Source organism: Streptosporangium sp. H13245, from assembly GCF_055690525.1.
Genome location: NZ_JBSZKT010000002.1, coordinates 259636 through 285411, shown reverse-complemented (window position 1 = coordinate 285411; position 25776 = coordinate 259636). Strand labels below are relative to the sequence as shown.

Genomic DNA, 25776 nt, shown 5'->3' with positions numbered 1-25776 from the left:
CACCGGCGACTTGTCACGACATAGCGGGATAAGTCGGGTGTAATTTTAGCCAACAGGTCGTGGACATCCACGGTGATCGGAACAAAGGATGGGGCATGGCCTTCTCCGATTACCAGTACGAGATCTATCTCAACGGCCTGGCCGGGAACACGCCTCCGTACTCGACGTCCGTCGCCGAGCTGGAACGGGTGGCGCGCGAGCTGCTCGACCCGGGACCGTACTGGTACGTGGCCGGTTCCGCGGGAACGGGCGCGACCGAGCGCGCCAACCGCGAGGCGTTCGACCGCCGCCGGATCGTGCCCAGGATGCTCCGCGACGTCCCGGTAAGGGACCTCGGCGTCGAGCTGTTCGGCAGGAGCTACCCCGCGCCGCTGGCCCTCGCCCCGGTCGGGGTGCAGTCGATCGTGCACCCTGACGGCGAGCTGGCCACCGCCAGGGCCGCCGCCTCGCTCGGCATTCCGACGGTGCTGAGCACCGCCGCGTCGCACACGCTGGAGGAGGTGGCCGAGGCCGACGGCCCCCGGTGGTACCAGCTCTACTGGCCGCACGACGACGACGTCACGCTCAGCCTGCTCGGCCGGGCCGCCAAGAACGGCTACGACACCCTGGTCGTCACCCTCGACACCTGGACCCTGGCCTGGCGCCCGCACGACCTCGACCAGGCCTACCTGCCGTTCCTGCGCGGGACCGGCCTGGCGATCCCGCTGTCGGACCCGGTGTTCCGCTCCAAGCTGGCCCGCCCGGTCGAGGAGGACCTCGGCGCGGCGATCATGCAGTGGGTGCCGATGTTCAACGGCCGCCCCCACACCTGGGAGCAGCTGTCCCTGCTCCGCGACAACTGGGACGGGCCGATCGTCCTCAAGGGGATCCAGCACGCGGACGACGCCCTGCGCGCCGCGGACGCGGGCATGGACGGCGTGGTCGTCTCCAATCACGGGGGCCGCCAGGTCGACGGCGCCACGGCCTCGCTCGACGCGCTCCCCCCGGTCGCGGCGGCCGTGGGCGACCGGCTGACCGTGCTGTTCGACTCGGGTGTCCGCACCGGCTCCGACATTTTCAAGGCCCTCGCCCTCGGCGCGCGGGCCGTGCTCCTCGGCAGGCCGTACGTCTGGGGCCTGGCGGCGGGCGGCGAGGACGGCGTGCGCCACGTGGTGCGCTCCCTGCTCGCCGAGCTCGACCTCACCCTCGGCCTGGCGGGCTACAGTCGTCCCGCCGACCTCGACCCTTCCGCCCTGGAGGCACTGTGAGCCTGTCCGACCTGCAGCCCGTTCCCGGCGACCAGCTCGTCTTCCGGCTGCCGCAGAAGTTCGAGACCGTGGAGGAGGAGCGCCGCCACCGCAGGGAGCGCCTGGTCGCGGCGCTGCGGCTGTTCGGCAGGTTCGGCTTCGAGGAGGGAGTGGCCGGGCACATCACCGTCCGCGACCCCGAGCACACCGACCACTTCTGGGTGAACCCGTTCGGCATGTCGTTCAGGCACGTCAAGGTCGCCGACCTGATCCTCGTCAACCACGAGGGCCAGGTGGTCGACGGCCGCTACCACGTCAACCAGGCCGCGTTCGCGATCCACTCGATGGTCCACCAGGCCAGGCCGGACGTGGTCGCCGCCGCGCACAGCCACTCGGTGTACGGCAAGGCGCTGTCGTCGCTCGGCACGCTCCTGGAACCGCTCACCCAGGACGCCTGCGCCTTCTACGAGGACCACGCCCTGTTCGACGACTACACCGGTGTCGTCGTGGAGACCGAGGAGGGCCGCCGCATCGCCCAGGCCCTCGGCTCCCACAAGGCCGTCATCCTGCGCAACCACGGGCTGCTGACGGTGGGCGACAGCGTGGACGCCGCCGCCTGGTGGTTCATCACGATGGAGCGTTCGTGCCAGGCCCAGCTCCTGGCCAAGGCGGCCGGGCCCACCGTCCAGATCACCCACGAGAACGCCAAGCTCACCCACGGCCAGATCGGCAACGACACGGTCGGCTGGATCAACTTCCAGCCCCTGCACGACCAGATCGTCGCCACCGAACCCGACATGTTCGACTGACGTTCCCGTTTCGACCGACCCCGCGCGTCCGGCGTGGGTCCCGCACGGGAGTCCGTACGGGACCCACGCGCGGCTCACGCCGGGATGGTCGCCCCTCCTCTCTCCTTCAGGGCGAGCAGGGCGACCGCGCCGAGCAGCAGGACGCTCCCGCACGCCGCCGCCGGGGTGAGCCGCTCGCCGAGCAGCAGGATCCCCAGGATCGCCGCGCCCACCGGCTCCACGAGAGTGATCACGGCGGCCGTCGTGGCGCGTACCGCGGCGAGACCGGTGAAGAAGAGCCCGTAGGCCAGGGCCGTCGGGACCGTACCCAGGTAGACGACGATCGCCCAGGAGGCGAGCGGGTCACCGGAGGGCAACAGCCCCTGAACCAGCGCGACGGGCAGCAGGCAGAGCCCGCCGACGACGAAACCGCCCATCGCGGTGGCGTACGGCTCGTCGGCGGAGGCCCGGTTGAGCAGGGTCACGCCCGCGTACCCGGCCGCCGACAGCAGCGCCCACCCGACACCGGCCGCCGAGAAGGTCGCCGACCCGTCGCCGAGCGTCAACATGGCCAGGCCGGTCAGGGCGATCGCGACCGCGCCCAGCACCGTCGCACTCAGGCGCTCGCCCAGCAGCAGCCACCCGCCCGCGGCCACGAGGACGGGGGTGGCGCCTATCGTGACCACGGTCGCCACGGCCAGGCCCGACTCGGCGATCGCCGCGAAGTAGGCCGTCTGGTAGACGGCCATCGCCACGCCGGTGACCAGGATCCGCCCGAGCACCGCTCGCCGCCGGTCGGTGGCGAGCGGCGCGGTGGGACGGGTTTTTCCAAGGGCCGGGTTCCCCCCGGCGGGACGGTTCCGCCGGTCGGTGGCGGGTGGCGCGGTGGGACGGGGTCGTTTGTCGGCGGTGAGTGGTTCGGCGGGCCGGGGCCTTCCGAGGCCGAACAGGAGGCCGGCCAGCAGGAGCACGGCCGCTCCGGCGGCGAACCGCCAGAAGGAGACGGCGACGGGGCCGAGCCCGCCCGCCTGGTAGAGCAGCGCGGCGGCCGCGCCGCCGGTGCCCCAGGCGGTCGCCGCGATGGACACGTACAGCAGGCCCCGCCGCACGGAGACATGCGTCATGGAGATCTCTCCAGATGAGGTGGTTGTCGTCAGGTCGCGCGTATGCGGACGGCAAGCACCCACCGGACCGCTCGGGTCCGGTCGTCAGGAGAGAGGGCCGCCCGCTAGCGGGCGGGGGGCGGGGAAACGATCAGAAGCACGGACTCACCCTAGTCAGGCGCTCCTCACGGCGGCCACCACTTATTCCGGTCGCTCCGGCCCTCGTACTCCAGCCCGTACCGGCACCCGCTCCTGTGCCTGCTCCGGTGCCTGTTCAGGGATGTCGCGGGGATGTCGTGGCACCGCTCGGGGAATGGCCTCGGCAAACGTGACAGCAGCTGACAGGTATCGGCGAGACGATCGTGTCATGACCACGAAAGCACAGCTTCTCGCCTTGACCATTGACTGCGCCGAGCCCAAGCGGCTGGCCGAGTTCTACGCGACCGTCCTCGGCTATGAGGTCCAGTACGCGGAGGACGCCTACGCCGGTATCGGCGACGGCACGACAAGCATCTACTTCCAGCAGAACCTCGACCGCAAGCCGTCCACGTGGCCGGGCCCCGACAAGCAGTTCCACCTGGACGTTCGCGTCCCCGACCTGGAAGCGGCCATCCGGGACTACCTGGAGCTCGGAGCCACCCGGCCCGACTTCCAGCCCGGCGAGGGGAAGTGGGTCGTGCTCGCCGACCCCGAGGGGCACCTGTTCTGCGTCTGTCCGCCCAGCGGCCAGTGACCGTATGAACACCCCCGGACCGGGCAACCATCCGGGAACCCCGGGCGGGGGAATCGCTGACCGCGCGGCCCGGGGGGACACGGCGGCGCTCCAGTGAACGGTCCGCTGGACGGCTCATAGAACGACCCGGCAAGCAGCCCGGTGAACGGCTCGATGAACGGTCCGTCGAAGGGCCCGGTGAACCCGTCGGCGCCCGGACCGGCGACGGGGGCCCGGGTGCCGATCGGGCCCGGGCAGGGTGACTGCCGGGTCCAGGCCGACGACCAGGATGCCGGACATGTCCGGAGTGCCGGTTCGTGAAAGTGTTTCCCGCCCGGCAGGGCGCCGCGCTCTCGTCGGCACCGGCCGGATGGTGTTTCGCCGTATGCCGTATGACCGGGGAAGGTCCCTACCCGTTCGCCGCGCGCCCTAAGCTTGCGGGATGACCCGTGAATCGCTTCTTTCCGGATGTCCCGTCCGTTATGTGGGGTGGCGATGACCTGGGTCGGGATATCCATCGCCCTGGTCGGCGCGCTGGGCTACGCGCTGGGAGCCGCGCTCCAGCAGTTCGAGGCGGTCACCGAGGGCGCCTCGCTGAAGCTGATGAGGCGGCCCCGCTGGTGGATCGGCGGCGTCATCGGTTTCACCGGGGCGTCCCTGCACGCCGTCGCTCTCAGCTTCGCGCCGCTGATCGCGGTGCAGCCGATCAGCGTGGCGACGCTGGTGTTCGCGGTACCGCTGGCGGCGATGCTGCACGGCAGGCGCCCGCACAAGGCGGAGATCATCGGTTCGATCGCGGTGGCCGTCGGACTGCTCGGACTGCTGCTGCTGGTCCCCGCGCACCCCGTGAAACCCCACATGACGAACCAGGAGGCACTGGGTTTCCTCGGCTGCGTCGGGCTGGTCGTGCTGGTGACCCATCTGCTGGCACGGAAGATGACCGGCTCGGCCCACGCGCTGGTGCTGTCGGTCGCCGCCGGGGCGGTGACGGCCAGCGTCTCCACCTTCGTCCGGGTGGTGGGCGGCAACTTCGACGGTGACCTGAGCACGCTGCTCAACTGGTTCACGGTCGCCGTTCCCGTGCTGCTCATCTGCGCGGTCGTGCTGCTGCAGAAAACCTACGAGGTGGGTTACTTCGGCATCTCCTACGCCGCCGTCCAGATCGTCGACCCCATCACCTCCATCCTCGCGGGGGCCCTTCTGCTCGACGAGGCGGTCCCCAGCGGCTGGTCGAACGTGATCCCCGCCCTCTTCGCCGCCGCGCTGCTCGTCTGGGGGACGATCACCCTGGGACGGCTCTCCCCTGACCAGGGGGTTTCCGCCCCGATGCGCGAGAAGGCCAGCGTCGCGCGCTAGACGTATTCGTATCCGTACGGGTCCCGCCGATCTCCGGGACCCGGTATCTCAGGACCCGGCTGTCCCGGACCCCCGCATCGCAGGCCCCCGTATCTCGGGACCCGGCTATCCCGGAACCCCGCATCTCAGGACTCCGTATATCGGGACCTCGGTATCCCGGAAGCCACCGGAAGTCAGTTGTCCCGGGCCCCCGCATCTCGGGATCGTCTGGCGTGGACCACCTCGCCCCCGACTCCCCGTGGGAACGGTCACGCGGAGGGAGGCGTCCAGCCGAACACCTCGTCCATCGGGCCGTTCACGCGCGAGGGCGCGAGCCGCCAGCTGAGTGTCACCATCGCGTCGCGCAGCCGTACGGACAGCGGGTCGCGCAGCCTGGTGACGCGGCAGATCGTGGCGGACCTGGCCACGATCCTGGACGTACGCTCCAGCCGCGCGGCGGTGTAACCGGCCAGCCCGTCGCTCCGGCCGGTCGCCTCTCCGGTGCCGCCGGTGAACCTGTCGCCGTCGCCGACCACGTGGGCCAGCACCACCGCGTCCTCGATCGCCTGGCAGGCGCCCTGACCCATGTTGGGGGTCATGGCGTGCGCGGCGTCGCCCAGCATGGCCACCCGGCCCCGGTGCATGGCGGGCAGCGGGGTGGCGAGGTGGTGGACGTCGTTCCGCAGAACCCGCTCCGGTGAGGCCGCGGCGAGCAGCTCCGGGATCGGGGAGTGCCAGTCCCCGAACAGCCGTCGCAGCTCGGCCAGCTGGTCCCCGCCACCGCCGCCCGCCGGGACGGTGTCGGTGGCGTAGCAGTAGGACATGCCCCCGGCCAGTGGCATGACGCCGAAGACCTTGCCGCGCCCCCAGCTCTCGTACGCCTGGCCCGGGACGCCCTCGGCGGGGATGAGCACCCGCCAGCTGGTGACGCCCGCGTAGCGGGGGCCGGGGTGGCCGGGGAACAGTGCCGACCTGACGGGGGAGTGGATGCCGTCGGCCGCCACCACGAGGTCCGCCTCCACCCGCCCGCCGGGGAGGGTCACCAGGCCCTTCTCCGCGTCGACCTCCGAGACCTCGGTGTTCAGCCGGACCGTACCGGGTGCGAGGCGGGAGGAGAGGACGTCGACCAGGTCGGCGCGGCGCAGCAGCACTACGGAGTCGCCGCCGTTGCGCGCCGAGGCGGCCTCCACGCTGGTCCTCACCAGCCACCTGCCGTCGGAGCGCCGGATGCCGCCCGAACCCTGGACCGCCGACAGCTTGCGGATCTCGTCACCGGCTCCGAGCGTGTCGAGCGCCCTGAGCGCGTTGGCGGCGACGGCCAGCCCCGAGCCGACCGGCTCCAGGGACGGCGCCCGCTCGAACACCGTCACGTCCCAGCCCCGCCGCTGTAACGCCACCGCCGCCGTCAGCCCGCCGATGCCCGCTCCGATGACCACCGCACGCGCCATGACCTTCTCCTCTACTACGGGTGTAGTGGATGCTACTACGCCTGTAGTTTAACTACAAATGTAGTATCGGAGGGTGAAGTCCCAACGCGCGGAGCTCGTCGCCGATACCGCCATCGCCCTGCTGGCGGATCGGGGAATGCGCGGCCTGACCCATCGAGCCGTGGACGAGGCCGCGGGGTTGCCGCCGGGGTCGACCTCCAACCTGGCCCGTACCCGGTCCGCGCTCCTGGAGCTGACCCTCGCCCGGCTGACCGAGCTGGAGTCCGCCGCGTTCGCGCCGATTTTCGAGGGTCCGGTGCCGGACCTGGCCGAAGTCCTCGCCGAGATGACGGCCCAGGCACTCTGGACGCAGCTGACCGGCGGCCGTCGCCAGGCGGTCGCCCGCTACGAGCTGGCCCTTGAGGCCACCCGCCGCCCCGAGCTGCGCAGGATCTACGACAGGGTCGGTGAGCTCTTCCGCGATCCCGCGATCGCGATCCTCGCCGCCGCGGGGTCGTCCGACCCGGTACGGCACGGGCGCCAGCTCGTCACCTTCAGCGAGGGAGTGATCTTCGACGCCATCGTCGGCGCCGGAGCGGAACCGACCCTGGACGACCTCCGCCTGGGGGTCAGGGAACTCCTGCGCGGCATGCTCGGCCGCGACAGGTAAGAACGGGACAGGCCGGTAAGACGGTTCAGTGAGACAGGCCGGTGAGGCGGGCGCGGTGGGCGGGCCACTCGTCGTCGAGGATGCTGAAATAGGCGGTGTCGCGCCAGGTGCCGTCGGCGCGGCGGCGCTGGCGGCGCAGGGTGCCCTCGGGAACGCCGCCGACGCGCATGATCGCGTTCTGCGAGCGGACGTTCAGGTTGTCGGTCTTGAGCTGGACCCGGTTCACGCCCAGCTTGTCGAAGGCGTGGTCGATCAGCAGGATCTTGCACTCGGTGTTCACCGCGGAACGCCACACGGACCTGCCGTACCAGGTCCAGCCGATCTCGACGCTGTCGGCGTACCCCGGGGTGTCGATGTAGGTGGTCCAGCCGACCGCGCGGCCGGTCTCCCTCAGGATCACCGCGAACGGCACGTGGTCCGGCGCCTCGACCAGCCGTGCCGCGATCTTCGCCAGCTCGGCCTCGGTGCGCGGGGTCGGGGCGGGCATCCAGCGCCACACCTCGTCGTCGCCGCCACCGGCCAGGAACAGGTCGGTGATGTGGCCGCCGGTCAGTGGCTCCAGTCGTACGGTCTCGCCTTCGAGGGTGACGGGAGCGGGCATCTTCGTGGTCATGGGGGCAACCCTAGGACCCGAGGTGGACCTGTCCGAAGGTCCACTCAGGGGGTGTTCCCGGGGACCACTCGGCGCTCGAACTGCCCGAGCCTGCGTCCCGCCGCGGAATCCTCGATCAGCCGCGCGAGACGCTTCTCCCTCGTCTCCGGCCGCTTCGCGGTGGTCACCCAGTGCAGCGCGGTCCTGCGGTAACCGGGCGGCTGGCCCTGGAACCACTCCCACGCCGCCGTCTCCGCCCGGAAGCGGCGCTCCTGCTCCTCGTCCAGCGCGGCGTCCTCGGCCCGCTCGTGGGAGTAGATCATCGAGTTGTCCTCGGTCCGCTGCTCGAAGGCGAGCAGGCCCGCGGGACGCATGAGGCCGCGTTCGGTCAGTTCGGCGACCTTGGCGATGTTGACCGCGCTCCACGTGCTGCGCGCCTTGCGCGGGGTGAAACGGACACTGTAGCTCCCCGCGTCGACGGTCCTGCGGACGCCGTCGATCCAGCCGAAGCACAGGGCCTGCTCGACGGACTGGGGCCAGGTGATGCTGGGGCGGCCGGTGCCCTTCTTGTGGAACCCCACCAGCAGCTCCGTCCCGGTCTCGTGATGCGCCTCCAGCCAGGTGCGGAACTCCTCGGGGGTGGCGAAGAAGACGGGCTCCATGGGGTTCAGCATAGGGGGCGTGTCGACAGTCATACCGTCCGGTCGGTACCCTCACGGGAGACCGTGAGGAGGGCCCATGGATTTCGCGTTCGACGCCGAGACCGAGGAGCTGCGGGGACGGCTGCTCGGCTTCATGGACGAGTGTGTGTACCCGGCGGAGGAGGCCTTCGAGGCCCAGGCCGCCGAGAGCGGGTGGGCCACTCCACCGCTGATGGAGGATCTCAAGGATGAGGCGCGCAGGCGAGGTCTGTGGAACCTGTTCCTGCCGGGTGAGCACGGCGCGGGCCTGACCAACCTGCGGTACGCGCCGCTGGCCGAGATCATGGGCCGCTCGCCGAGGATCGCCCCGACCGCGACCAACTGCGCCGCCCCCGACACCGGCAACATGGAGGTCCTCTCCATGTTCGGCAGCGAGTGGCAGCGCAAGGAGTGGCTGGAGCCGCTGTTGCGCGGCGAGATCCGGTCGGCGTTCGCGATGACCGAGCCCGACACCGCCTCCTCCGACGCCACGAACATCGCCCTGTCGATCGTCAGGGACGGCTCCGAGTACGTCGTCAACGGCCGCAAGTGGTTCGCCTCCGGCGCGATGAACCCCAACTGCAGGATCTTCATCGTGATGGGCAAGACCGACCCCGAGGCGTCCTCGCACCGGCAGCAGTCGATGATCCTGATGCCGCGTGACACACCCGGCATGCACGTCAAGCGGGGGATGCACGTCTTCGGCTACTCCGACTCCGACCACGGCGGGCACGCCGAGATCGTGTTCGAGGACGCCAGGGTGCCGGTCGACAACCTGATCGGCGAGGAGGGCGGCGGCTTCGCGATCGCCCAGGCCCGCCTCGGGCCCGGCCGCATCCACCACTGCATGCGGCTGATCGGGATGGCCGAGCGGGCCGTCGAGATGATGTGCGTCCGCACCCTGTCGCGCAACGCGTTCGGCAAGCCGATCGCCCAGCAGGGCGTCGTCCAGGACTGGATCGCCGAGTCGCGGGTGAAGATCGAGCAGCTCCGCCTGCTCGTGCTGAAGACCGCCTGGCTGATGGACACCGTCGGCAACCGGGGCGCCCACGCCGAGATCCAGGCCATCAAGATCGCCACACCGCGCGACGTGGAGTGGATCCTGGACAAGGCCATCCAGGCCCACGGCGCCGGAGGCGTCAGCCAGGACTTCCCGCTGGCCGGTCTCTGGGCGGGCGCGCGCTCACTGAGGCTCGCCGACGGGCCCGACGAGGTCCACAAGCGCTCCCTTGCCTACCGGGAGATCAAGAAATATATGTGACTCGCCGTCCCGGGGCGTCCCGGAGGCGCGGGGACCGACGAGAGACGGCCGAGGGTCGATGGAGATCGACGAAAGGGAGCGTTCGTGGCGCTGGATGAGAAGGCGGTCAGGGAGCGCGCTGCCGCGTTTCTGGCCGGGTACGACCCTGCCGGGGACCGGCTGGAGTTTCTGCGGGCCAGGTTCGACGCCGGGCTGGCCTGGGTGCACTTTCCCGAGGGGCTCGGCGGGCTCGGGGCCGCGCGCGAGCTGCAGAACGTCGTGGAGCGTGAGCTGGAGGGTACGCCGCAGCTCAACCTCGGGGTGCAGACGATCGGGCTGGGGATGGCGGCGCCCACGATCCTGACGTTCGGCACCGACGAGCAGCGGAAGCGGTTCCTGCGCCCGCTGTGGACGGGCGAGGAGATCTGGTGTCAGCTCTTCAGCGAGCCCGGTGCCGGGTCCGACCTGGCCACGCTCGGCACCCGCGCGGTACGGGACGGCGACGAGTGGGTGGTGGACGGGCAGAAGGTGTGGACCTCCGGCGCCCACCACTCCCGGTGGGCGATCCTGGTCGCCAGGACCGACGCGGACGTGCCCAAGCACCGGGGGCTCACGTACTTCGTGTGCGACATGCACGCCCCCGGGGTCGAGGTCAGGCCGCTGCGGCAGATCACCGGCGAGGCCGAGTTCAACGAGGTCTTCCTCACCGGCGTACGGCTCGGTGACGACCTGCGGCTGGGAGAGGTCGGCGAAGGCTGGCGGGTCGCGCAGACCACGCTCATGAACGAGCGGGTCGCCATCGGCGGCGCGCCGGTCCGGCGGGGCGGCGGCGTGGTCGGCCTGGTCGCCGAGACCTGGCGCTCCCGGCCCGAGCTGCGCACCCACGACCTGCACGGGCGGCTGCTGCGGCTGTGGGTGGAGGCGGAGGTGACCCGCCTGGCCGGTACGCGCCTGCGCGAGCAGCTCTCCGCCGGGCAGCCGGGACCCGAGGGATCCGGCATGAAGCTCGCCTTCGCCGACCTCAACCAGGCCCTGTCGGGGCTGGACGTGGAGCTGCGCGGTGCGGAGGGCCTGGTCTACGACGACTGGACCTTCCGCCGCTCCGACACCGTCGACTTCTTCGGCCGGGGTCCCGGATACCGCTATCTCCGCGCCAAGGGCAACTCCATCGAGGGCGGTACCTCGGAGATCCTGCGCAACATCATCGCCGAGCGCGTGCTCGGCCTCCCCTCGGAACCCCGCGTCGACAAGGACGTGCCCTGGAAGGATCTCCCGCGATGACACGGAGCCAGCTCGGCACGGTGAGCGGCACGGGCCGCGTAGTGAACGAGGAGCGGTGAGTGGCCGATGACGGGGAGCGAGTCCGACGTGGTGAGTGGCACGGGCCGTGTAGTGAACGAGGAGCGGTGAGCGACCGATGACGCTGCTGTACACCGAGGTCGAGGAGGAGCTGCGCGCCTCCGTGCGCGATCTTCTCGCGGACCGCTGCGGGGCCGACGCCGTGTTGAGGCGTGCCGAGTCCGAGGCGCCGTACGACATGGACCTGTGGAAGACGCTGTCCCGGGACATCGGGGTGGCGGGGCTGCTCGTGCCGGAGGAGTACGGCGGGGCGGGGGCGTCGGCGCGTGAGGTCGCGGTGGTGCTGGAGGAGTTGGGGCGGGCGGTGGCGCCGGTGCCGTTCCTCACCAGCTCGGTGCTCGCCACGAAGGCCCTGCTGCGGGTGGGCGAGGAGGAGCTGATCCGGGAGCTCGCCTCGGGGGAGACGACGGCGGCGCTCGCGGTGTCGCTGGCGGCTTCGCCGTACCGGCCGTCGCCGGAGACCGTCACCGTCACGGACGGGGTCCTGAACGGGGAGATCAGGGCGGTGGCGGGCGCGGACGCGGCGGACGTGCTGCTGGTGCCCGTCGGGACGGCGCTCTACCGGGTGGCGGCGGCGGAGGTCCGGATCGACGTGCTGCCCTCGCTCGACCTGACGCGGCCGGTCGCCACCGTCACGTTCTCCGGTACCCCCGCCGGTGAGGCGATCGGCGGGTTCGACGCGCGGAGGGTGCTTGGCTTCGGCGCCGGACTGCTCGCCTCCGAGCAGCTCGGGGTCGCCGAGTGGTGCCTGGCGACGACGCTCGCCTACATCAAGGAGCGCCACCAGTTCGCCCGGCCGGTGGGGTCGTTCCAGGCGATTAAGCACCGGATGGCCGATCTCTGGCTGGACGTGGTGCGGGCCCGCGCCGCCGCGAGGAACGCGGCCGACCTGCTGGCCACGGGCGCGGACACGGGCGCGGGCGCGGACGCGGGTGCGTCCGGTGAGGGGGAGGCGGCCGGAGACCGCGAGCTGGCGGCGGCGGTGGCCGCGTCGTGGTGCTCGGAGGTGGCGGTGCGCGTCGCCGAGGAGAGTGTCCAGCTCCACGGCGGGATCGGGATGACCTGGGAGCACCCGCTCCACCTCTATCTCAAGCGCGCCAAGTCCACCGAGATCGCGCTCGGTACTCCCGGTGCCCACCGGGACGCCCTGGCGGCCCTCGCGGACCTGCCAGGTCCGGCCTGACCTCGGGCCGCCGCGATGCCCTCCGGCTCCGTGCCGGGGGTCATCGCGCGGTCACGCCGTACGGCGGGGTGTCGGCGACCCGGAACGGCGAGCGGGCCGGGCTCTTCAAGGGCTGGGTTCTTCAAGGGCTGGGCCATCCGTGCTCGACGGTGATCATTGTCTCGGCCCGGTTCACGTCGAAACCGCGGCTCGGGCGGAGGGTCAGGCGGGGAGTGCCGGGCGCAGCGAGGTGAGCAGCAGGTCGGCGAAGTGCGCCCCCAGCTCGGGGCCGGAGAGCGCGCCCTCCGCGCTGTACCAGGTGCCCAGGTGGTGGACGGAGCCGAAGAAGAAGTCGACGACGATGTCCGCGGGGACGTCGCCCCTGAAGGTGCCCTCGCGCTGTCCCTCGGTGACCAGGTCGCGGAAGCGCTCGTGGTAGTTGCGCCGCTCGGCGCGGACGACCTTCCGGGTGTCGGGCGCGAGCAGGTGCATCGAGCGGAAGAAGATCTTGGAGTCGTCCAGGTTGTCCACCGTGGTCGTCACGACGTCGGCGGCGGCGGCGTGCAGGCGCTCGGACACCGACCCCGGGCCGTCGGCGAAGTGGGTCAGCCGCTCCATCTGCAGGCGCAGCACGCGTCCGTAGATCTCGTGGAGCAGGTCGTCCTTGGAGTCGAAGTAGTGGTACATCGCGCCCTTGGTGACCCCGGCCGCCAAGACGACCTCCTGCACCGACGTGCTCTCGAAGCCTCGCTCGGCGAACAGGCGGGTGGCCTCGCTGAGCAGGCGTTGTCGTACCGGCTCCTGGTCCTGAGTCATGCGTCCCCCATGGTGTGGTGAGGGAAAGCATACCGACTGGTCGGTTGTGCCGCCGATGGCTGGCGAATACGTGTTACTTGCGTCACCTTCGCGGTCTGTGGATAGCTGGAGCCCCCGATTGGGTATTTCATAGTCTAAGGATCTTCAGCGTGGCAGGTCCCCCACCACTGTCCTTGTCGACCGTTCTAGCCATGGGGGTTCGCTATGCCGGGCGGATCTATCTACGTGACGCCAGTCGACCAGGTCCACGGCCTGTCGCCGCAGGTCATGTACGAGCAGTTCTGGATCAAGGAAGCCGTCCAGCGCAGGAAGATGCGCGGGGTCAAGGCGGCGGTCGGCCTGGCCGTGGGTGTCGCGCTCGCCTACCGGTTCAACCTGTCCCCGCCGATCCTCGGGCTGCTGTGCGCCCTGCTCGTCGCCGCCGGGGACGCGTTCCTGAGCTGGCGGGAGTACGACTCCACCGCCGTCTGGCGCGGCAGGCGCCGGGGCGAGACCATCACCGGCAAGCTGCTCCGCCGCAGGCTGCGCAAGGCCGGGTACCACATCCTCGAAGGCCGGGCCATGCCGGGCAAGGCCTCGGTCGACCACCTCGTCATCGGCCCCGGTGGCCTCTGGGTGGTGGACAACGAGGCGTGGGACCCCGACACCGAGATCGCCCGGTACGGCGACCGGTTGTTCCTGGGCGAGAAGTACGGCACCAAGGTGGCCAAGGCGCTCGTCGAGGTCTCCGAGTCGCTGGCCGAGGTGCTCTCCCGCGAGTCCGGCATCCCCGTCACCATCGAACCGCTGATCGCCGTGCACGGCGGGGAGATCAGGCGGTCGGTCACCGCGGAGGGGCTCACCCTTCTCAAGCCCCGCCTGGTCGCGCGCTGGATCCAGAAGGGTCCCCGGGCCGATTTCGACGAGGCCCAGGTCGAGGTCCTGGTCAGGACCGCCGCCCGGGTGCTGCGCCGCATGAGCTGACCGCGCCCGGCCCCGGCCCGTGACGCGTCGTACGAGATCCGCGGCTCGTCAGACGAGTTCCTCGATGAAGGCCGCCAGCTGCGCGACGTTCCGGCACTCGCGCATCGGCACGATCCCGCCGTACGCCGTCGCCAGCGAGTCGCCGCTGTCCCACTGGGCGGCCGGCTCCGGGTTGAGCCAGTAGGCGTGCCGGGCGTCCCCGGCCAGGCGCCTCAGCGTCTCCAGCGCGGGCGGCTGGTAGTTGGACCGGGCGTCGCCCAGGATCAGCAGGGACGTCTTCGGCCCGATGGCGTCGCCGTACCGCTCGGCGAACCTCTCCAGCGCGTGGCCGTAGTTGGTCCGGCCGAACCGCACCATGTCGGCCTCCCGCGTCAGCCGGGTCATCGCCTCCACCACGTCGGCGCCCGGCACGAAGAACCGGGTGATCTCGTCCACGGTGTCCACGAACCCGAACGCGCGGACCTTGGTGAACTGCTCGCGCAGCGCGTAGGTCAGCAGCAGGGTGAAGTGGGCGAAGGAGGCGACCGAGTCGCTGGTGTCGCACAGGATGACCAGCTCGGGCTTGTGCGGGCGGCGCGGCCTGTTGAAGGTGGTGAGCGGCACCCCGCCGCTGGACAGCGAGGCCCGTACGGTCCTGCGGAAGTCGAGGCGGCCCCGGCGGCCGAGCCGGTGCTTGACGGTCAGCCGGGCGGCGAGGCGGCGGGCGAGCGGGTGGACCTCCCGGCGGAGCCTCGCCAGGTCGGCCTTGGTGATCCGCAGGAAGTCGAGCCGCTCAAGCGGCGGGCGTACGGAGGAGCGGGCGATCCGCTCGATCCCGGAGTCCTCGGCGATCCGGCGGCGGACGTCGCCGGAGACGGCGTCCCCGAAGCGCCTGGTGTTCTCGTCGATCCGCTGCCGGGCCACCTTCTCCGCCAGCCCGCCGCGCTCCCGGCCCGCGAGGACCTCGGCGAGCAGCCGCGCCATGAGCGTCTCGGGGGAGAGCGCCCGCATCACCGGGTAGGAGAACCAGTTCTGCCTGCCGGGGCCCGCGGGCTGGCGGCCGAAACGCTCCACCATCGCCCGCGCGAACTCGTTCATCCCCTCGGCGCCCAGCAGCAGCCCGGCCAGCCGGTCGCGCAACGCGGGAACCTCGGCGGTCTCCAGGTCCGGCAGGTCGGGTTCGGCCGTACGCGACGCCCGCAGGCCGGTCGTCGAGGCGGGGAACCACAGGTCGAACAGCGTGTCGAAGCCCGGCCGGTGCGAGGGCCGCTTGACCAGCGTCGCGGCGTACGCGGCCCGGAGCGACTCCCGCTCGGTCAGGTCGATCACCTCCAGCGCCCTGGCCGCGTCCAGGCCCTCGGCGGGCGACACCGGCAGCCCGGCCTCGCGCAGCGCGTGCACGAACCCCACATGCCGGTCGAGCAGGCTCATCCGCGATCTCCCGTCCCGCGCCCCGGGGCGTCGGGGCCGTCCGGGACGCCGGTCGCGGTTCTCCCGGCTCCCGGGGCCGTGCGAGCGGCGCTCTTCGCCGTGTCGGCCGGGGCGCCGGTCACAGCGCCGGTCACAGCGCCGGTCACAGCGCCGGTCACAGTGCGAGTTCCTTGCGGGCGCGCGCCTGGTCGGAGGCGTGCTTGAGGACGACGCCGAGGGTGGCTCCGATCGCCGCCTCGTCCAGCTCGGTCCTGCCCAGCGCCAGCAGGGTGTTCGCCCAGTCGATCGTCTCGGCGATCGAGGGCGACTTCTTCAGCTCCAGGGTGCGCAGGGTGGCGACCGTGCGGGCGAGCTGCTCGGCCAGGCTCGCCTCGATCGTGGGCACCTGGGCCAGCACGATGTCGCGCTCGCGCTCCGCCGTCGGGTACTCCAGGTGCAGGTAGAGGCAGCGCCGCTTCAGCGCCTCGGAGAGCTCGCGGGTCGCGTTGGAGGTGAGCACCACGTACGGCTTCCGTACGGCGGCGATCGTGCCGAGTTCGGGGATCGTGACCTGGTAGTCGGACAGGATCTCCAGCAGCAGCCCCTCCACCTCGACGTCGGCCTTGTCGATCTCGTCGATGAGCAGGACCACCGGCGTCTCCGACCGGATCGCCGCGAGCAGCGGCCGCTCCAGCAGGAACTCCTCGGTGAAGATGTCGTCGTGGGTGGCGTCCCAGTCCTCGCCCTGCCCGGCCTGGATGCGCAGGAGCTGCTTCTTGTAGTTCCACTCGTACAGCGCCCTGGCCTCGTCCAGCCCCTCGTAGCACTGCAGCCTGACCAGCCGCGCCCCGGTCGCCGCCGCCACGGCCTTGGCGAGCTGGGTCTTGCCCACCCCGGCGGGGCCCTCGGTGAGGAGGGGTTTGCCGAGCGCGCCCGCCAGGAAGGCCGAGGTCGAGATGGAGTCGTCGGGGAGGTAGCCGACGGCGTCGAGCCGCTCGCCGGCGTCGCTCGGTGAGGCGAACCACATGTGTGCTCCCAGTACCGGACCGAATGTTGTTCTAGCTTAGCCGGTGATCGTCTCCGCCCCCCGGCCGCCGCTGATTTCGGGGCGCCGCCCGATGTGCGCTATTCTTCAAGGGCTTCAAGCGCCGCTAGCTCAGTTGGTTAGAGCAGCTGACTCTTAATCAGCGGGTCCGGGGTTCGAGTCCCTGGCGGCGCACTTCGGTTCGGATCGATGCCGTGGGCATCCCCGCTGACAGCGGGGATGCCCACGGTCGTTTCCGGGCCCGGGGGTGCTCGCGGGTGCTCGTTCGCGGCGATCTCGCTGATTCCACTCCCGGGCAGGGGGCGATCAGCGTGTGGCGCCGTCCGGACGAACGGCGCCACCCCCGCGGTTCTCCTACCTCCGTTCGACCTTCCACGCCTTGGTGATGGTCTGGTCGATCGAGTTACCGGCGGAGTCGGTGGCCTGTACCCGCAGGGTCACGAACTCGCCGTCGCGTGGCGCGCCGACCTCGTAGTCGGCCGTCCTGCCGCCTCTGACCGTGCGGCTGCCCAGGTCGGTCCAGGTGGCCCCGTCGTCACCGCTGACCCAGGCGCGTACGCCGAACCTGTCCGATCCGCTGTATCCGGGCTGGTAACCGGGGAGCAGCTTGATCGAGTACTTCGACCCGGCCCGGACCGCGTTGTTCTGGTTCAGCGCCACGTCATAGCGCACGTCGACCATGGGCAGGATCTCGTCGCCCTCGTTCTCGGCCAGGCCGTGCCTGTCGAACCGGACGTCGAACTCCCAGGCCGTACGGCTTGACGTGGACAGCGGCCTGATCGACTGCTGGGTGTCGAGCTCTATCCGGTGCCGGCCGGGTGTCGGCGACTGCACGGTGCAACCGCTGAGGTACGCCGCCTCGCACAGCACGTCGCCGTCCTTCAGGTACCGGATGGCCGACTGCGCCTGCTGAGGCAGGTAGTGGTACCCGTTGCCGATCCGGAGCGGGAACAGGTTGAGCGTGATGTAGCCGTACCCCCATTGCGCGTACGACGACGCGGTCAGGGTTTCCGGGCCCGTGGGCCCGGGTGCGATCGGCGCGGAGAAGTAGTCCTCGGTGACGCGGGTACCGGCCGCGTACTCGCGCGAGCTCTCCTCGTAGAGCGCGTTCGTCTGGATGACGAGCTGATGGCGCACGCCCGGCGAGACGTACTCGGTGCGGGTGAACGGAGCGACGACCTTGGTGACTCCCGTTACCAGGTTGTTGGGAGTGATGCCGTCGACGCGGTACAGCGTGCCGGGGGTGTCCGCGCGGTAGCGGGCCGTGATGGTGGCCAGATTCCTTGGCTCCGTCTCGAAGACGGTGTCCGTCGGCATCTTGTCCTTGACGGTGTGGGACAGGGCGTACAGGAAGGGAGAGACCGGTTCGCCGCCGGTCTCCACGGTGGTCCGGCCCTTGGCGGCGGCCGCGCCCAGCCGCTCGCCGTCGTCGTGGGTGAGCACCGCCACCGGCACCGTGGTCGGCTTCTCCACGGCGCGCCGGGCGGGCCCGGCGTCGGCCACGGCGACCAGCACACCGGCCGCGCCCGCCGCCACGGCGTCGGTCACCACCTGGTCGAGCGGCGTCACCGTGCCCCATTCGTCGACGGCGAGGGTTTCGTCGACCAGCGCCAGCTTGCCCCGGACGCCGGCCGCGGCCAGCTCCGCCGGGCTGCCCTTGCCCGCGTCCACCACCTGGTACGCCCCGGATGACCGGAACGTGGCCGTGCACCGCAGGACGACGGAGCAGTCGCCGGAGGGCTCCAGCGGGTAGGCGGGGCGCAGCTTGGGCGCCCGCGGGCCGGTGACCTTCATGGTCAGGGCGGGAGCGACGAGCTGCGTACCGAATCCCATCGTGAAGGTGCCGGTGGTGGCCTTGGTCGTGCCGGGCAGCACGTAGACCTCGGCCGGGCCGGTGCCGCCGTGGAAGGTCTGCCCGATCGCGCCGAGGTCGTTGCCGGGAGTTCCGACGCGCCGGCTCCAGCCCACGCTCATCCGGTCGACCGCCTCCGTCGGCTGCCGGGTGGGGTATTCCACGCGCCGGGCCTTCCGCGTGTCGAAGACCAGCTCCCGGGGCCGGTCCATGACCAGCTCCGGCTCACCGGCGATGGTCTCCGCCACCTTGAAGTACGGCTCCTCGGTGGTCCAGTCCGAGATGTTGGTCATCAGGGCGTACCGGCGGCCGAGCAGCAGCATCGGGTCGTGGCCGAGCCCGACGAAGTACGCCGAGCCGTGGTCGTACAGGCCGAGCCAGTCCTGGCCGGTCTCCAGGTCCATCAGGCTCAGCAACGAGCAGCACGTGGTGTGCGCCGGGGTGCCGGTGCGGTCGATGCCGCGGACCTTCAACCGGACACGCTCGGCGTCCTTGGTCCAGCTCAGCGTGGTCCGCACCACCGTGTCACCGTGCCGCGCCTCAAGGAAGCCGTAGGACGCCCCGAGTTCCAGGGCCTCCGGGTCGACCGTGACCGTCACCGTGGCGGTGCCGCCCGCCGGTACGTCCACCGCCGACGGGGTCACCGTGACGGCTTCGCCGGGCTCGAACGGGGTCGCCTCGACCATCTTCGTGTCCATCGTGGACAGCCTGAGCCCCAGGGTGGCACGCACCGCCTCGGTGCCGGTGTTCCGCAGGGTCACCGTCCCGGTGGCCGTCTTGTACGGAGGCCGCATCATGCCCAGGTTCAGGGTGCCGGTCGAGCTCAGGCCGCCGGTCGTGGCCTGGGCCAGGTCCATCATGCCGCCGCCCTCCCGGGTCACCTCGCCTTCCTTGCCCGGGTTGGCCGTGCTGACCAGCGTGTCGCGGATCTGACCGCGGTTCCAGTCCGGGTGCTGCTGCGCCAGCAGCGCGGCGCCGCCGGCCACGTGCGGCGCGGCCATCGAGGTGCCCGACATCGACTGGTATTTGTCATTGCCGACGTCACCTCCGAGCTTTGAGCCGGCCGCCCTGGCGGCGGCGATCTCCGCCCCCGGCGCGGTGATCTCCGGCTTCACCGCGTTATCGCCCACCCTCGGGCCCCAGCTGGAGAAGTAACTGCGCTCGTACGGGGCGGTCTTGTCCACGCTTCCCACGGTCAGCGCCTGGTCCGCGGCCCCCGGGCTGCTGATCCAGTACGGCGATTCGGCGGTGCCGTCGTTGCCCGCCGAGACGACGAACAGGGCGCCGGTGGCCTCCGAGATCCGGTTGACCGCCTGCGACAGCGGATCGGTCCCGTCGGTCGCGAGGCCGCCCAGGCTGATGTTGATCACCTTGGCGCCCTGGTTCGCCGCCCATTCCATCCCGGCGATGATGTCGGAGTTGGCGCCGGAGCCTCCGGCGTCGAGCGCCTTCGCGACCACCAGCTCGGCATCCGGCGCGACGCCCCGGTACTTGCCGTCGGACGCCGCGCCGGACCCCGCCGCGATCGACGCGACGTGCGTGCCGTGCCCGTTGTCGTCCATCGCGGAGGAGGAGCCGGGCACGAAGCTTCGCGACGCGGCGATCCGGTCGGCGAAGTCCCGGTGGTTCGGGTCGATGCCGGTGTCCACCACACCGATCTTCACGCCCCTGCCGGTCAGCCCGGCCGACCAGGCGGCGGGCGCGCCGACCGCGGGCACGCTCACGTCCAGCGACGCCTTCACCCGGCCGTCCAGCCAGATCTTCCGCGTGTCTCCGCCGTTGAGCGCCGCCCACGCGTCGGCCGTCCTGCTCTTGTCGACCGTCAGCGCCTGGCCGCTGACGCTGGTCAGCGTCCGCTTGCGTGACGTGCCCTTCGGCGCGGCGGGCACCTCGGCCCGCGCCCGCGTGTCCCCGTAGGTGACGATGACCGGCAACTGCTTGGTGTGCGCGTCGTCGTAGCCGTACTCGGCGAGCCTGGTCAGGTTGAACAGCTCGCGATCCAGCGTGCCCGCGGCGATCTGGCGGACCGTCTCGCCGGTCAGCGCGTAGAGACCCCCGGTCATCCGCTGGAAGGTGATGTCGCCCAGGGGCGCGACATCCTTGACGACCTCACCGATCGCGTCGCCGTCGGCCGCGGTCCGCGACCGGACCACGTCACCGGTCAGCAGGGTGAAGGTCTTCTCCTCCGGCGGTTTGGCGGCGGCCCGGCTCGCGGGGGGCGGCGGTGGCGCGGAGGCGGGGGGTACGGCGGCCACGGCGGTCACGGCGGGCCCGGTGACCGCGACCATCAACACGCCCGCCAACACTGCGGGCGCCCTGGAACGGAGAAAGCGCATGGAAACCCTTTCGGTGCTTTACGTGATCTACGGGGTGAGAGCGGTCCTCAGAACCGGTTCCTGCGGCAGCTCACAGCGGCACCCATCCGTCCTCGTCCGGTTCGACGGGTTCGGCGGTGATGGGGGCGACCGGCTTCGCGGCCTCCGGCTCCGTTGACGGCAGCCGCTCGTCCCGGTCGCGATCGGTCGGCCCGATCTCGTCGTCCGGCGCTGATGATCTGCTTTCTTCCACACGGACACGATGCGAGAGCGGGCGGACCGCTAGCTATTGGGGAATCCCCCATCTTTGCTCGCCGCGTCCCCCAGCAGGCGCTCCAGCTCCGTGCGTGAGCGGGCCGAGAGCTTGCGCATCACCGAGGCGAGGTGCTTCTCCACCGTCTTGGCCGAGACGAACAGCGCCTGTGCGATCTCCTTGTTGGTCCTCCCGTGGGCGGCCAGCTCCGCCACCTGACGTTCGCGGGGGGACAGTCCCGCGCCGTAGCCCTGACGCCCGCCACGATGGCGGGCCGGGAGCGCGACCCCGTGCAGCCGGGCGACGCCGGCCGCCCGGCCGTGGTCCCATGACGCGCCGAGCCGCTCGTAGACGGCCACGGCGTCTCGCAGCACCGGGCCGCCCCGCGGGTCACCGCCGTCGAGCAGCAGGCCGGCCGCGCGTTCGCCCGCCCTCGCCGCCTCGTACGGGGCGGACGCGTTCCGGTACCTCACAGCCGCCGTCAGGAAGTCGTCGGCACGGCCGTCCAGCACACCCCGGGCGTAACACAGGGCGGCCGAGGCGAGCGGCGCGTCCAGGTGGCGGAGCTCCCGCTCCACCCGCTCGGTGAAGCGCCGCGCCTCACCGTGCTCACCGGCCGCCGCCCACACCTCGACGGCCGACGGCAGCGCCCAGCCGGCCGAGGGCCAGCACCCCCACCTGTCGAGCTCGTGCAGCAGCAGCCGGACACAGCGGAGCGCGCCTCGCACGTCACCAAGTGCCAGCCTGGCCCGTGCCCATCCGCCGGCCGCCGCCGGTACGACCTCGTACGCCCCGATCTCCACCGCCAGCTCGGTGACCCGCCGCAGCTGCTCATCCGCCTGGTCCACCGCGCCGTACGCCAGGTTGAGGTTGCCACCGGCGAGTTCGACGTCCATGAGGCTCGGCGCGTAGTGGGCGACGTCGGCGAGGAGGTCGTCGACGTCGCCGCGCAGTCCGTCCCAGCTACCGCGGCAGTACCGCACCAGCGTGAGTCCGCTGCGGAGCATGACCGCGAGCCGCCGGTTCTGCTGTACGGCCGGAGCGCGCAGCCCACTGCTGAGCATTGATTCGGCCATGTCGAAATGGCCCGCGTAACAGGCGGAGATACCGACCGAGTAATGGGCGTTCGCCTCGCGACGCTGCTGGGGGGAGCCGCCGGTGATCTTCAGCATGCGATCGGCCACGTCACGCCACGCCGGGTCCCCGATGTCGAGGAAGACGGAACCGGCCTTGCCCAGCACGAACACCTCAAGCAGCCGGTCGTCGACCTCGTCGACCAGTTCGAGCGCGCGGCTCAGCCACCGCACATTCTCGCGGACCGGTTCGTTCGGACGAGGCGTGACGCCCAGGCCCATCAGCGCCCATGCCCGGAGGTCCGGGCGGTCCTGGAGATCGTCGATCGCGGCCATGAACAGCTCCCGCTGCCGGGCCGGGTCCTGGCCCGCCTGGCCCAGGGCGACGGCCACCAGGAACCGCAGCTCTCCGCGCACCGGCCCGGCCAGGTCGTCGTCCAGAGCGTGGTCCAGCAGCGGGATGACCTCCCGCGCACGCAGCGTGTCCAGCGCGGCCCACCCGAGCCGCACCGCGACCTGACCGCGCCGCTCGCCCGTCATCGGCGCCTGCCGTACGACCTCGGCGAGCAGGCGGACGGCCTCGTCCTCGTGTCCCCGCGCGACGGCCTGCACCGCCGCCTGTTCCGCGGTCACGGCCCACTCGGCGAGCCGGTCCGCGTGCTTGAGATGATGGGCCACCTGACCGAGAAGGACGGGGTCGAGGGCCCGTAGCGCGTCGGCCGCCCGGCCGTGCAGCTCACGTCGGCGAGGACCGCTCAGGGTCTCGTAGACCGCCTGGGCCGCCAGGGTGTGGCGGAACCCGAACGTGTCGCCGTCCTCGATCAGCAGGCCGGAGCCGACGGCTTCCTCCAGTCCCTCGATGCGGCCCGCGTCCTCGGCGACGGACCGCAGGACCGGTAGCGCGACGGGGGTCTGCAGCACGGCCGCGGCCTCGGCCAGCCGGTGAGCGTCGGCCGGCAGCCGGGCGATCCGTTCCAGCGTCGAGTCCCGGACCCCTCGGGGAACCTCAAGCTCCTCCAGCACCCTGCGGGTCCAGCGGTCACCGCGGCGTACCAGCGAACCGCGCTCACGCACCAGGGCCAGCACTTCCTCCACCGCGAACGGCAGCCCGGCGGTGCGCTCCCACAGGTAGGAGGCGAACTCCTCCGACACCTGCTCGGTGTCCAGGATCGCGGTCGCCAGGGCGCCGGTCTCGCCCTGGTCCAACGGTGCCAGCACGAGATGGGCCTGACTCGTACCGGGCGGCAGCCTGACCGTCGACGCCCGCACCGCCGCGCTGACCTCCTCACCCCGGTACGTGAGCACCACCGTCAGCCCGGGTGGCGGACTGCCCAGCAGATAGGCGATGAAATCGGTGGTCTGCTCCTCCGCCCAGTGCAGGTCCTCCAGCACCAGCACCGCCGGCGAGGCCGCCACCAGGACATCCGTCAGGCCTCGGAAGATCCGGTGACGCTCGGCCATCCGGTCGTCCAGCGGATCGGGGGCGGCCGGCAGCATCTCCGCCAGCTCCGGCAACAACGGCCGCAACGCTCCGGCCACTCCGCTGAGACGCACCCCCCGCAGCTCGTCCCCGATGCCGCGTACCGCCTCGATCACCGGGCCCAGCGGGAACGACTCACGGAACCGGTGGCATCGGCCCAGCAGCGCCCGGCGGCCGGCGGCCTCGGGATGGCCAAGGAGTTCCGACACCAGCCTGGTCTTGCCGACCCCGGCCTCGCCCTCGACCGACACCACCGCCGGCGGACCGGCCACCGCCGCCACCAGCGTCGCCAGTTCCTCGACGCGTCCGACCAGGGTCGGCGATACGACTCGCCTCCCGGCGGCGCTCCGTGCCGCCTTCACCGGCGGGCGATCCGGCGAGTCATACGGGGATCTCGTACTCACACTCCTACAAAACCCGCTTTGTGATCATTTCGGGTGAATTTCACAATAAAATCGAAGAACGCCCTCTCGTGCACGACCTGGTTCGCGGGCGGGCCGTCGCGTGGCTAGGACTCGTAAAGGTCCGTCTCGCTGAGGACCGGGTTGCCGTCCTCGGAGCGTCCCAGCCGGGCCGCGGAGCCGAACATCGGTCCACGGGCCCGCTGGAGCCCGGCGAACCGGCCGAAGCCGAGCGCCTTGGGCACGTCGTCGTAGACCGCCTCCATGCCCCCCTTCATCGAGTACGTCTCGTGCCAGAAACCGGTGCCGCCGGAGTCGCGCAGGAAGTCGAGCCACCACTGCCGGTGCGGCTCCGACCGGGCGAACGCGAGCAGCGAGGGCAGGTCGCGCCAGTACTGCCGCATGCCCATGTTCATCGGGAAGAACGAGTAGTAGACGGGCTCGTGCAGCAGCAGCCCGTCCGGCTCGCCGGCGACCGACTCACTGATCTTCCGCCCGAAGCCGAAGAAGGTACGGACGCCGTACAGCCGGTTCACCCGCATGCCGAGGTACAGGACGAGCAGGTCTGGATAGGCGGAGAGGTCGACGGTCTGCCGGTTGACTCGGGTCGGCATCTGGGGCTCCTTCGGGTTCGGATCAGGCGTTGGCTGATGGGGGAGGCGGGGCGTCAGCGCGCGGCGCGTTTGACGAGGTCGGCCGTCGCGGTGGGCTGGGAGATCATCGCGACGTGGGAGGCGCCGACCTCGCGGACCTGTGACCCGGCCCGCCGCGCCATGAAACGCTGCGCCTCGGCCGGAAGCACCCTGTCGTTCCTGGCCACGAGGTAGTGGGAGGGAATGGTCTTCCAGGCCGGGGCGCCGGACGGCTCCCCCAGCGTGCGCGAGTCGGCGGGCCGCTGGCTCGCCCGCATCAGGTCGGTGGCCTGCTCGGGCACGTCACCGGCGAAGACGTCGTGGAAGAACTCCTTCTTGATGTACCCGTCGACGAGGCCCCCGCCGTAGGGGCGGAAGTCCAGCGCCGTCTCGTTGAGCCTGCTCCCCGGGAACCGGGTCTGCAGTTCGAGCAGCGACTCACCCTCGTCGGGGGCGAACGCGGCCACGTAGACGAGCGCCTTCACGTTCGGGTTGCCGACCGCGGCGTTCGTGATGACGATTCCGCCGTAGGAGTGCGCGGCCAGGACGATCGGGCCGTCGAGCGTGGCGAGGACGCTCGCCAGGTAGGCGGAGTCGGAGGCCACGCCGCGCAGCGGGTTCGCCGGGGCGATGACCGGATAGCCGTCGCGGATGAGCCGGGCGGCGACGTCGTTCCAGCCGGAGGCGTCGGCGAACGCGCCGTGCACGAGGACCACCGTGGGTTTGGTCCTGGGTTCCGGCCGGGGGTGTGCCTGCGCCTCGGATGTTCCCAGCAGGGCACCGGTCGCGACCGCGGCGGATCCGGTCAGCATCGCCCTACGAGTCGTCGTCATGATGTGGGCCTTTCAATGTGTGGTGTTCGCACCTCGAACGCGGATCAATGTAGGGCCCCGGTGGTTGACGAACACTGAACGAGCGATTCAGTGTTCGTCAAGTACGCCGAATTAGTTTTCCGGGCATGAGATCGGCGAAAAGTGAAAGCGGCAGAAAATGGGGCCTGCGGATTCACCTGCTCTTTTACGTCCTGGCGAATCTGGCTCAGGTCGTGGTGTGGTCGGTCTACGACCCGGAGCACTTCTTCTGGCCCCTGTGGTCGATGGTCTTCTGGGGCGCCGGCCTGGCCTTCCACGCCTGGGGCGTCTCCCGCCACCCGGGCCGGACACCGTAGGCGGGAAACACCCTTCTCCCGGATGCCGGTTTTCCGGCCGGGCCACTCCCGCCGCCCGAATCGAACACCGTACGACGAACCGGGTGCCGGTGCCG

Annotated in this window: 22 protein-coding genes and 1 tRNA gene; 11 read left to right on the top strand and 12 right to left on the bottom strand. The window is 71.2% G+C overall.

What is annotated here, in order from left to right; translation table 11 throughout:
* Window positions 1–95: 95 nt before the first annotated feature.
* Window positions 96–1247, top strand: coding sequence for a lactate 2-monooxygenase (locus ACW9TB_RS05315; protein ID WP_472746791.1), 1152 nt, complete (start codon window positions 96–98; stop codon window positions 1245–1247).
* Window positions 1244–2035, top strand: a complete 792-nt coding sequence (locus ACW9TB_RS05310; RefSeq protein WP_472746790.1) for a class II aldolase/adducin family protein — start codon at window positions 1244–1246, stop codon at window positions 2033–2035. Before ACW9TB_RS05315 ends, ACW9TB_RS05310 begins: the two co-directional genes overlap by 4 nt.
* 74 nt (window positions 2036–2109) lie before the next feature.
* Here the strand turns inward: ACW9TB_RS05310 and ACW9TB_RS05305 are convergent, their stop codons facing one another.
* Window positions 2110–3138: a DMT family transporter gene (locus ACW9TB_RS05305; RefSeq protein ID WP_472746789.1), complete on the bottom strand. Its 1029-nt coding sequence runs from the start codon at window positions 3136–3138 to the stop codon at window positions 2110–2112.
* Window positions 3139–3484: 346 nt separating this feature from the next.
* On the opposite strand from ACW9TB_RS05305, the gene ACW9TB_RS05300 reads away from it, so the two are divergent.
* Together ACW9TB_RS05300 and ACW9TB_RS05295 are read left to right on the top strand one after the other, a co-directional pair.
* Window positions 3485–3850, top strand: a complete 366-nt coding sequence (locus ACW9TB_RS05300) for a VOC family protein (protein ID WP_472746788.1) — start codon at window positions 3485–3487, stop codon at window positions 3848–3850.
* Window positions 3851–4324: 474 nt separating this feature from the next.
* Window positions 4325–5185 (top strand): DMT family transporter, encoded by an 861-nt coding sequence (locus ACW9TB_RS05295; protein ID WP_472746787.1) that lies wholly within the window; start codon window positions 4325–4327, stop codon window positions 5183–5185.
* Between the two features lie 248 nt (window positions 5186–5433).
* Here ACW9TB_RS05295 and ACW9TB_RS05290 read toward each other — a convergent pair whose 3' ends face one another.
* Complete coding sequence (locus tag ACW9TB_RS05290) at window positions 5434–6612, bottom strand: FAD-dependent oxidoreductase (RefSeq protein ID WP_472746786.1); 1179 nt, start codon at window positions 6610–6612, stop codon at window positions 5434–5436.
* Between the two features lie 73 nt (window positions 6613–6685).
* Here ACW9TB_RS05290 and ACW9TB_RS05285 point away from each other — a divergent pair, with 73 nt between their 5' ends.
* Window positions 6686–7261, top strand: coding sequence for a TetR/AcrR family transcriptional regulator (locus ACW9TB_RS05285; RefSeq protein ID WP_472746785.1), 576 nt, complete (start codon window positions 6686–6688; stop codon window positions 7259–7261).
* Between the two features lie 25 nt (window positions 7262–7286).
* On the opposite strand, the gene ACW9TB_RS05280 is transcribed toward ACW9TB_RS05285, so the two are convergent.
* Both ACW9TB_RS05280 and ACW9TB_RS05275 read right to left on the bottom strand, forming a co-directional pair.
* Window positions 7287–7874 (bottom strand): GNAT family N-acetyltransferase, encoded by a 588-nt coding sequence (locus ACW9TB_RS05280; protein ID WP_472746784.1) that lies wholly within the window; start codon window positions 7872–7874, stop codon window positions 7287–7289.
* Window positions 7875–7918: 44 nt separating this feature from the next.
* Window positions 7919–8515, bottom strand: coding sequence for a YdeI/OmpD-associated family protein (locus ACW9TB_RS05275; protein WP_472746783.1), 597 nt, complete (start codon window positions 8513–8515; stop codon window positions 7919–7921).
* Between the two features lie 76 nt (window positions 8516–8591).
* Between ACW9TB_RS05275 and ACW9TB_RS05270 the strand changes: the two genes are divergently transcribed.
* The 3 genes from ACW9TB_RS05270 to ACW9TB_RS05260 all read left to right on the top strand — a co-directional run bounded on the left by ACW9TB_RS05270 (window position 8592) and on the right by ACW9TB_RS05260 (window position 12315).
* On the top strand, window positions 8592–9794 hold the full coding sequence (locus tag ACW9TB_RS05270; protein ID WP_472746782.1) for an acyl-CoA dehydrogenase family protein: 1203 nt from the start codon (window positions 8592–8594) through the stop codon (window positions 9792–9794).
* A gap of 84 nt (window positions 9795–9878) precedes the next feature.
* On the top strand, window positions 9879–11054 hold the full coding sequence (locus tag ACW9TB_RS05265; RefSeq protein ID WP_472746781.1) for an acyl-CoA dehydrogenase family protein: 1176 nt from the start codon (window positions 9879–9881) through the stop codon (window positions 11052–11054).
* Between the two features lie 136 nt (window positions 11055–11190).
* The gene (locus ACW9TB_RS05260; protein ID WP_472746780.1) at window positions 11191–12315 is read left to right on the top strand and encodes an acyl-CoA dehydrogenase family protein; all 1125 of its coding nucleotides are present in this window, start codon (window positions 11191–11193) and stop codon (window positions 12313–12315) included.
* 201 nt (window positions 12316–12516) lie between these two features.
* On the opposite strand, the gene ACW9TB_RS05255 is transcribed toward ACW9TB_RS05260, so the two are convergent.
* Complete coding sequence (locus ACW9TB_RS05255; RefSeq protein ID WP_472746779.1) at window positions 12517–13110, bottom strand: TetR/AcrR family transcriptional regulator; 594 nt, start codon at window positions 13108–13110, stop codon at window positions 12517–12519.
* 225 nt (window positions 13111–13335) lie between these two features.
* Here ACW9TB_RS05255 and ACW9TB_RS05250 point away from each other — a divergent pair, with 225 nt between their 5' ends.
* On the top strand, window positions 13336–14073 hold the full coding sequence (locus ACW9TB_RS05250; protein ID WP_472746778.1) for a nuclease-related domain-containing protein: 738 nt from the start codon (window positions 13336–13338) through the stop codon (window positions 14071–14073).
* A gap of 48 nt (window positions 14074–14121) precedes the next feature.
* Here ACW9TB_RS05250 and ACW9TB_RS05245 read toward each other — a convergent pair whose 3' ends face one another.
* Window positions 14122–15483 carry a vWA domain-containing protein gene (locus ACW9TB_RS05245; RefSeq protein WP_472746777.1) on the bottom strand — a complete coding sequence of 454 codons (1362 nt, stop codon included), beginning with the start codon at window positions 15481–15483 and terminating at the stop codon, window positions 14122–14124.
* A 154-nt stretch (window positions 15484–15637) separates the two neighbouring features.
* On the bottom strand, window positions 15638–16489 hold the full coding sequence (locus ACW9TB_RS05240) for an AAA family ATPase (RefSeq protein ID WP_472746776.1): 852 nt from the start codon (window positions 16487–16489) through the stop codon (window positions 15638–15640).
* Between the two features lie 118 nt (window positions 16490–16607).
* Here ACW9TB_RS05240 and ACW9TB_RS05235 point away from each other — a divergent pair.
* Window positions 16608–16681, top strand: a tRNA-Lys gene (locus tag ACW9TB_RS05235).
* A gap of 180 nt (window positions 16682–16861) precedes the next feature.
* Here ACW9TB_RS05235 and ACW9TB_RS05230 read toward each other — a convergent pair.
* The 5 genes from ACW9TB_RS05230 to ACW9TB_RS05210 form a co-directional block, all read right to left on the bottom strand.
* The gene (locus tag ACW9TB_RS05230) at window positions 16862–20647 is read right to left on the bottom strand and encodes a S8 family peptidase (RefSeq protein WP_472747106.1); all 3786 of its coding nucleotides are present in this window, start codon (window positions 20645–20647) and stop codon (window positions 16862–16864) included.
* A gap of 118 nt (window positions 20648–20765) precedes the next feature.
* The gene (locus tag ACW9TB_RS05225; protein ID WP_472746775.1) at window positions 20766–20927 is read right to left on the bottom strand and encodes a hypothetical protein; all 162 of its coding nucleotides are present in this window, start codon (window positions 20925–20927) and stop codon (window positions 20766–20768) included.
* 29 nt (window positions 20928–20956) lie between these two features.
* Window positions 20957–23842 (bottom strand): helix-turn-helix transcriptional regulator, encoded by a 2886-nt coding sequence (locus tag ACW9TB_RS05220; RefSeq protein ID WP_472746774.1) that lies wholly within the window; start codon window positions 23840–23842, stop codon window positions 20957–20959.
* Window positions 23843–23988: 146 nt separating this feature from the next.
* Window positions 23989–24495: a monooxygenase family protein gene (locus ACW9TB_RS05215; protein WP_472746773.1), complete on the bottom strand. Its 507-nt coding sequence runs from the start codon at window positions 24493–24495 to the stop codon at window positions 23989–23991.
* Between the two features lie 53 nt (window positions 24496–24548).
* The gene (locus ACW9TB_RS05210; protein WP_472746772.1) at window positions 24549–25346 is read right to left on the bottom strand and encodes an alpha/beta fold hydrolase; all 798 of its coding nucleotides are present in this window, start codon (window positions 25344–25346) and stop codon (window positions 24549–24551) included.
* 125 nt (window positions 25347–25471) lie between these two features.
* Here ACW9TB_RS05210 and ACW9TB_RS05205 point away from each other — a divergent pair, with 125 nt between their 5' ends.
* The gene (locus tag ACW9TB_RS05205; RefSeq protein ID WP_472746771.1) at window positions 25472–25681 is read left to right on the top strand and encodes a 2TM domain-containing protein; all 210 of its coding nucleotides are present in this window, start codon (window positions 25472–25474) and stop codon (window positions 25679–25681) included.
* Window positions 25682–25776: the final 95 nt, after the last annotated feature.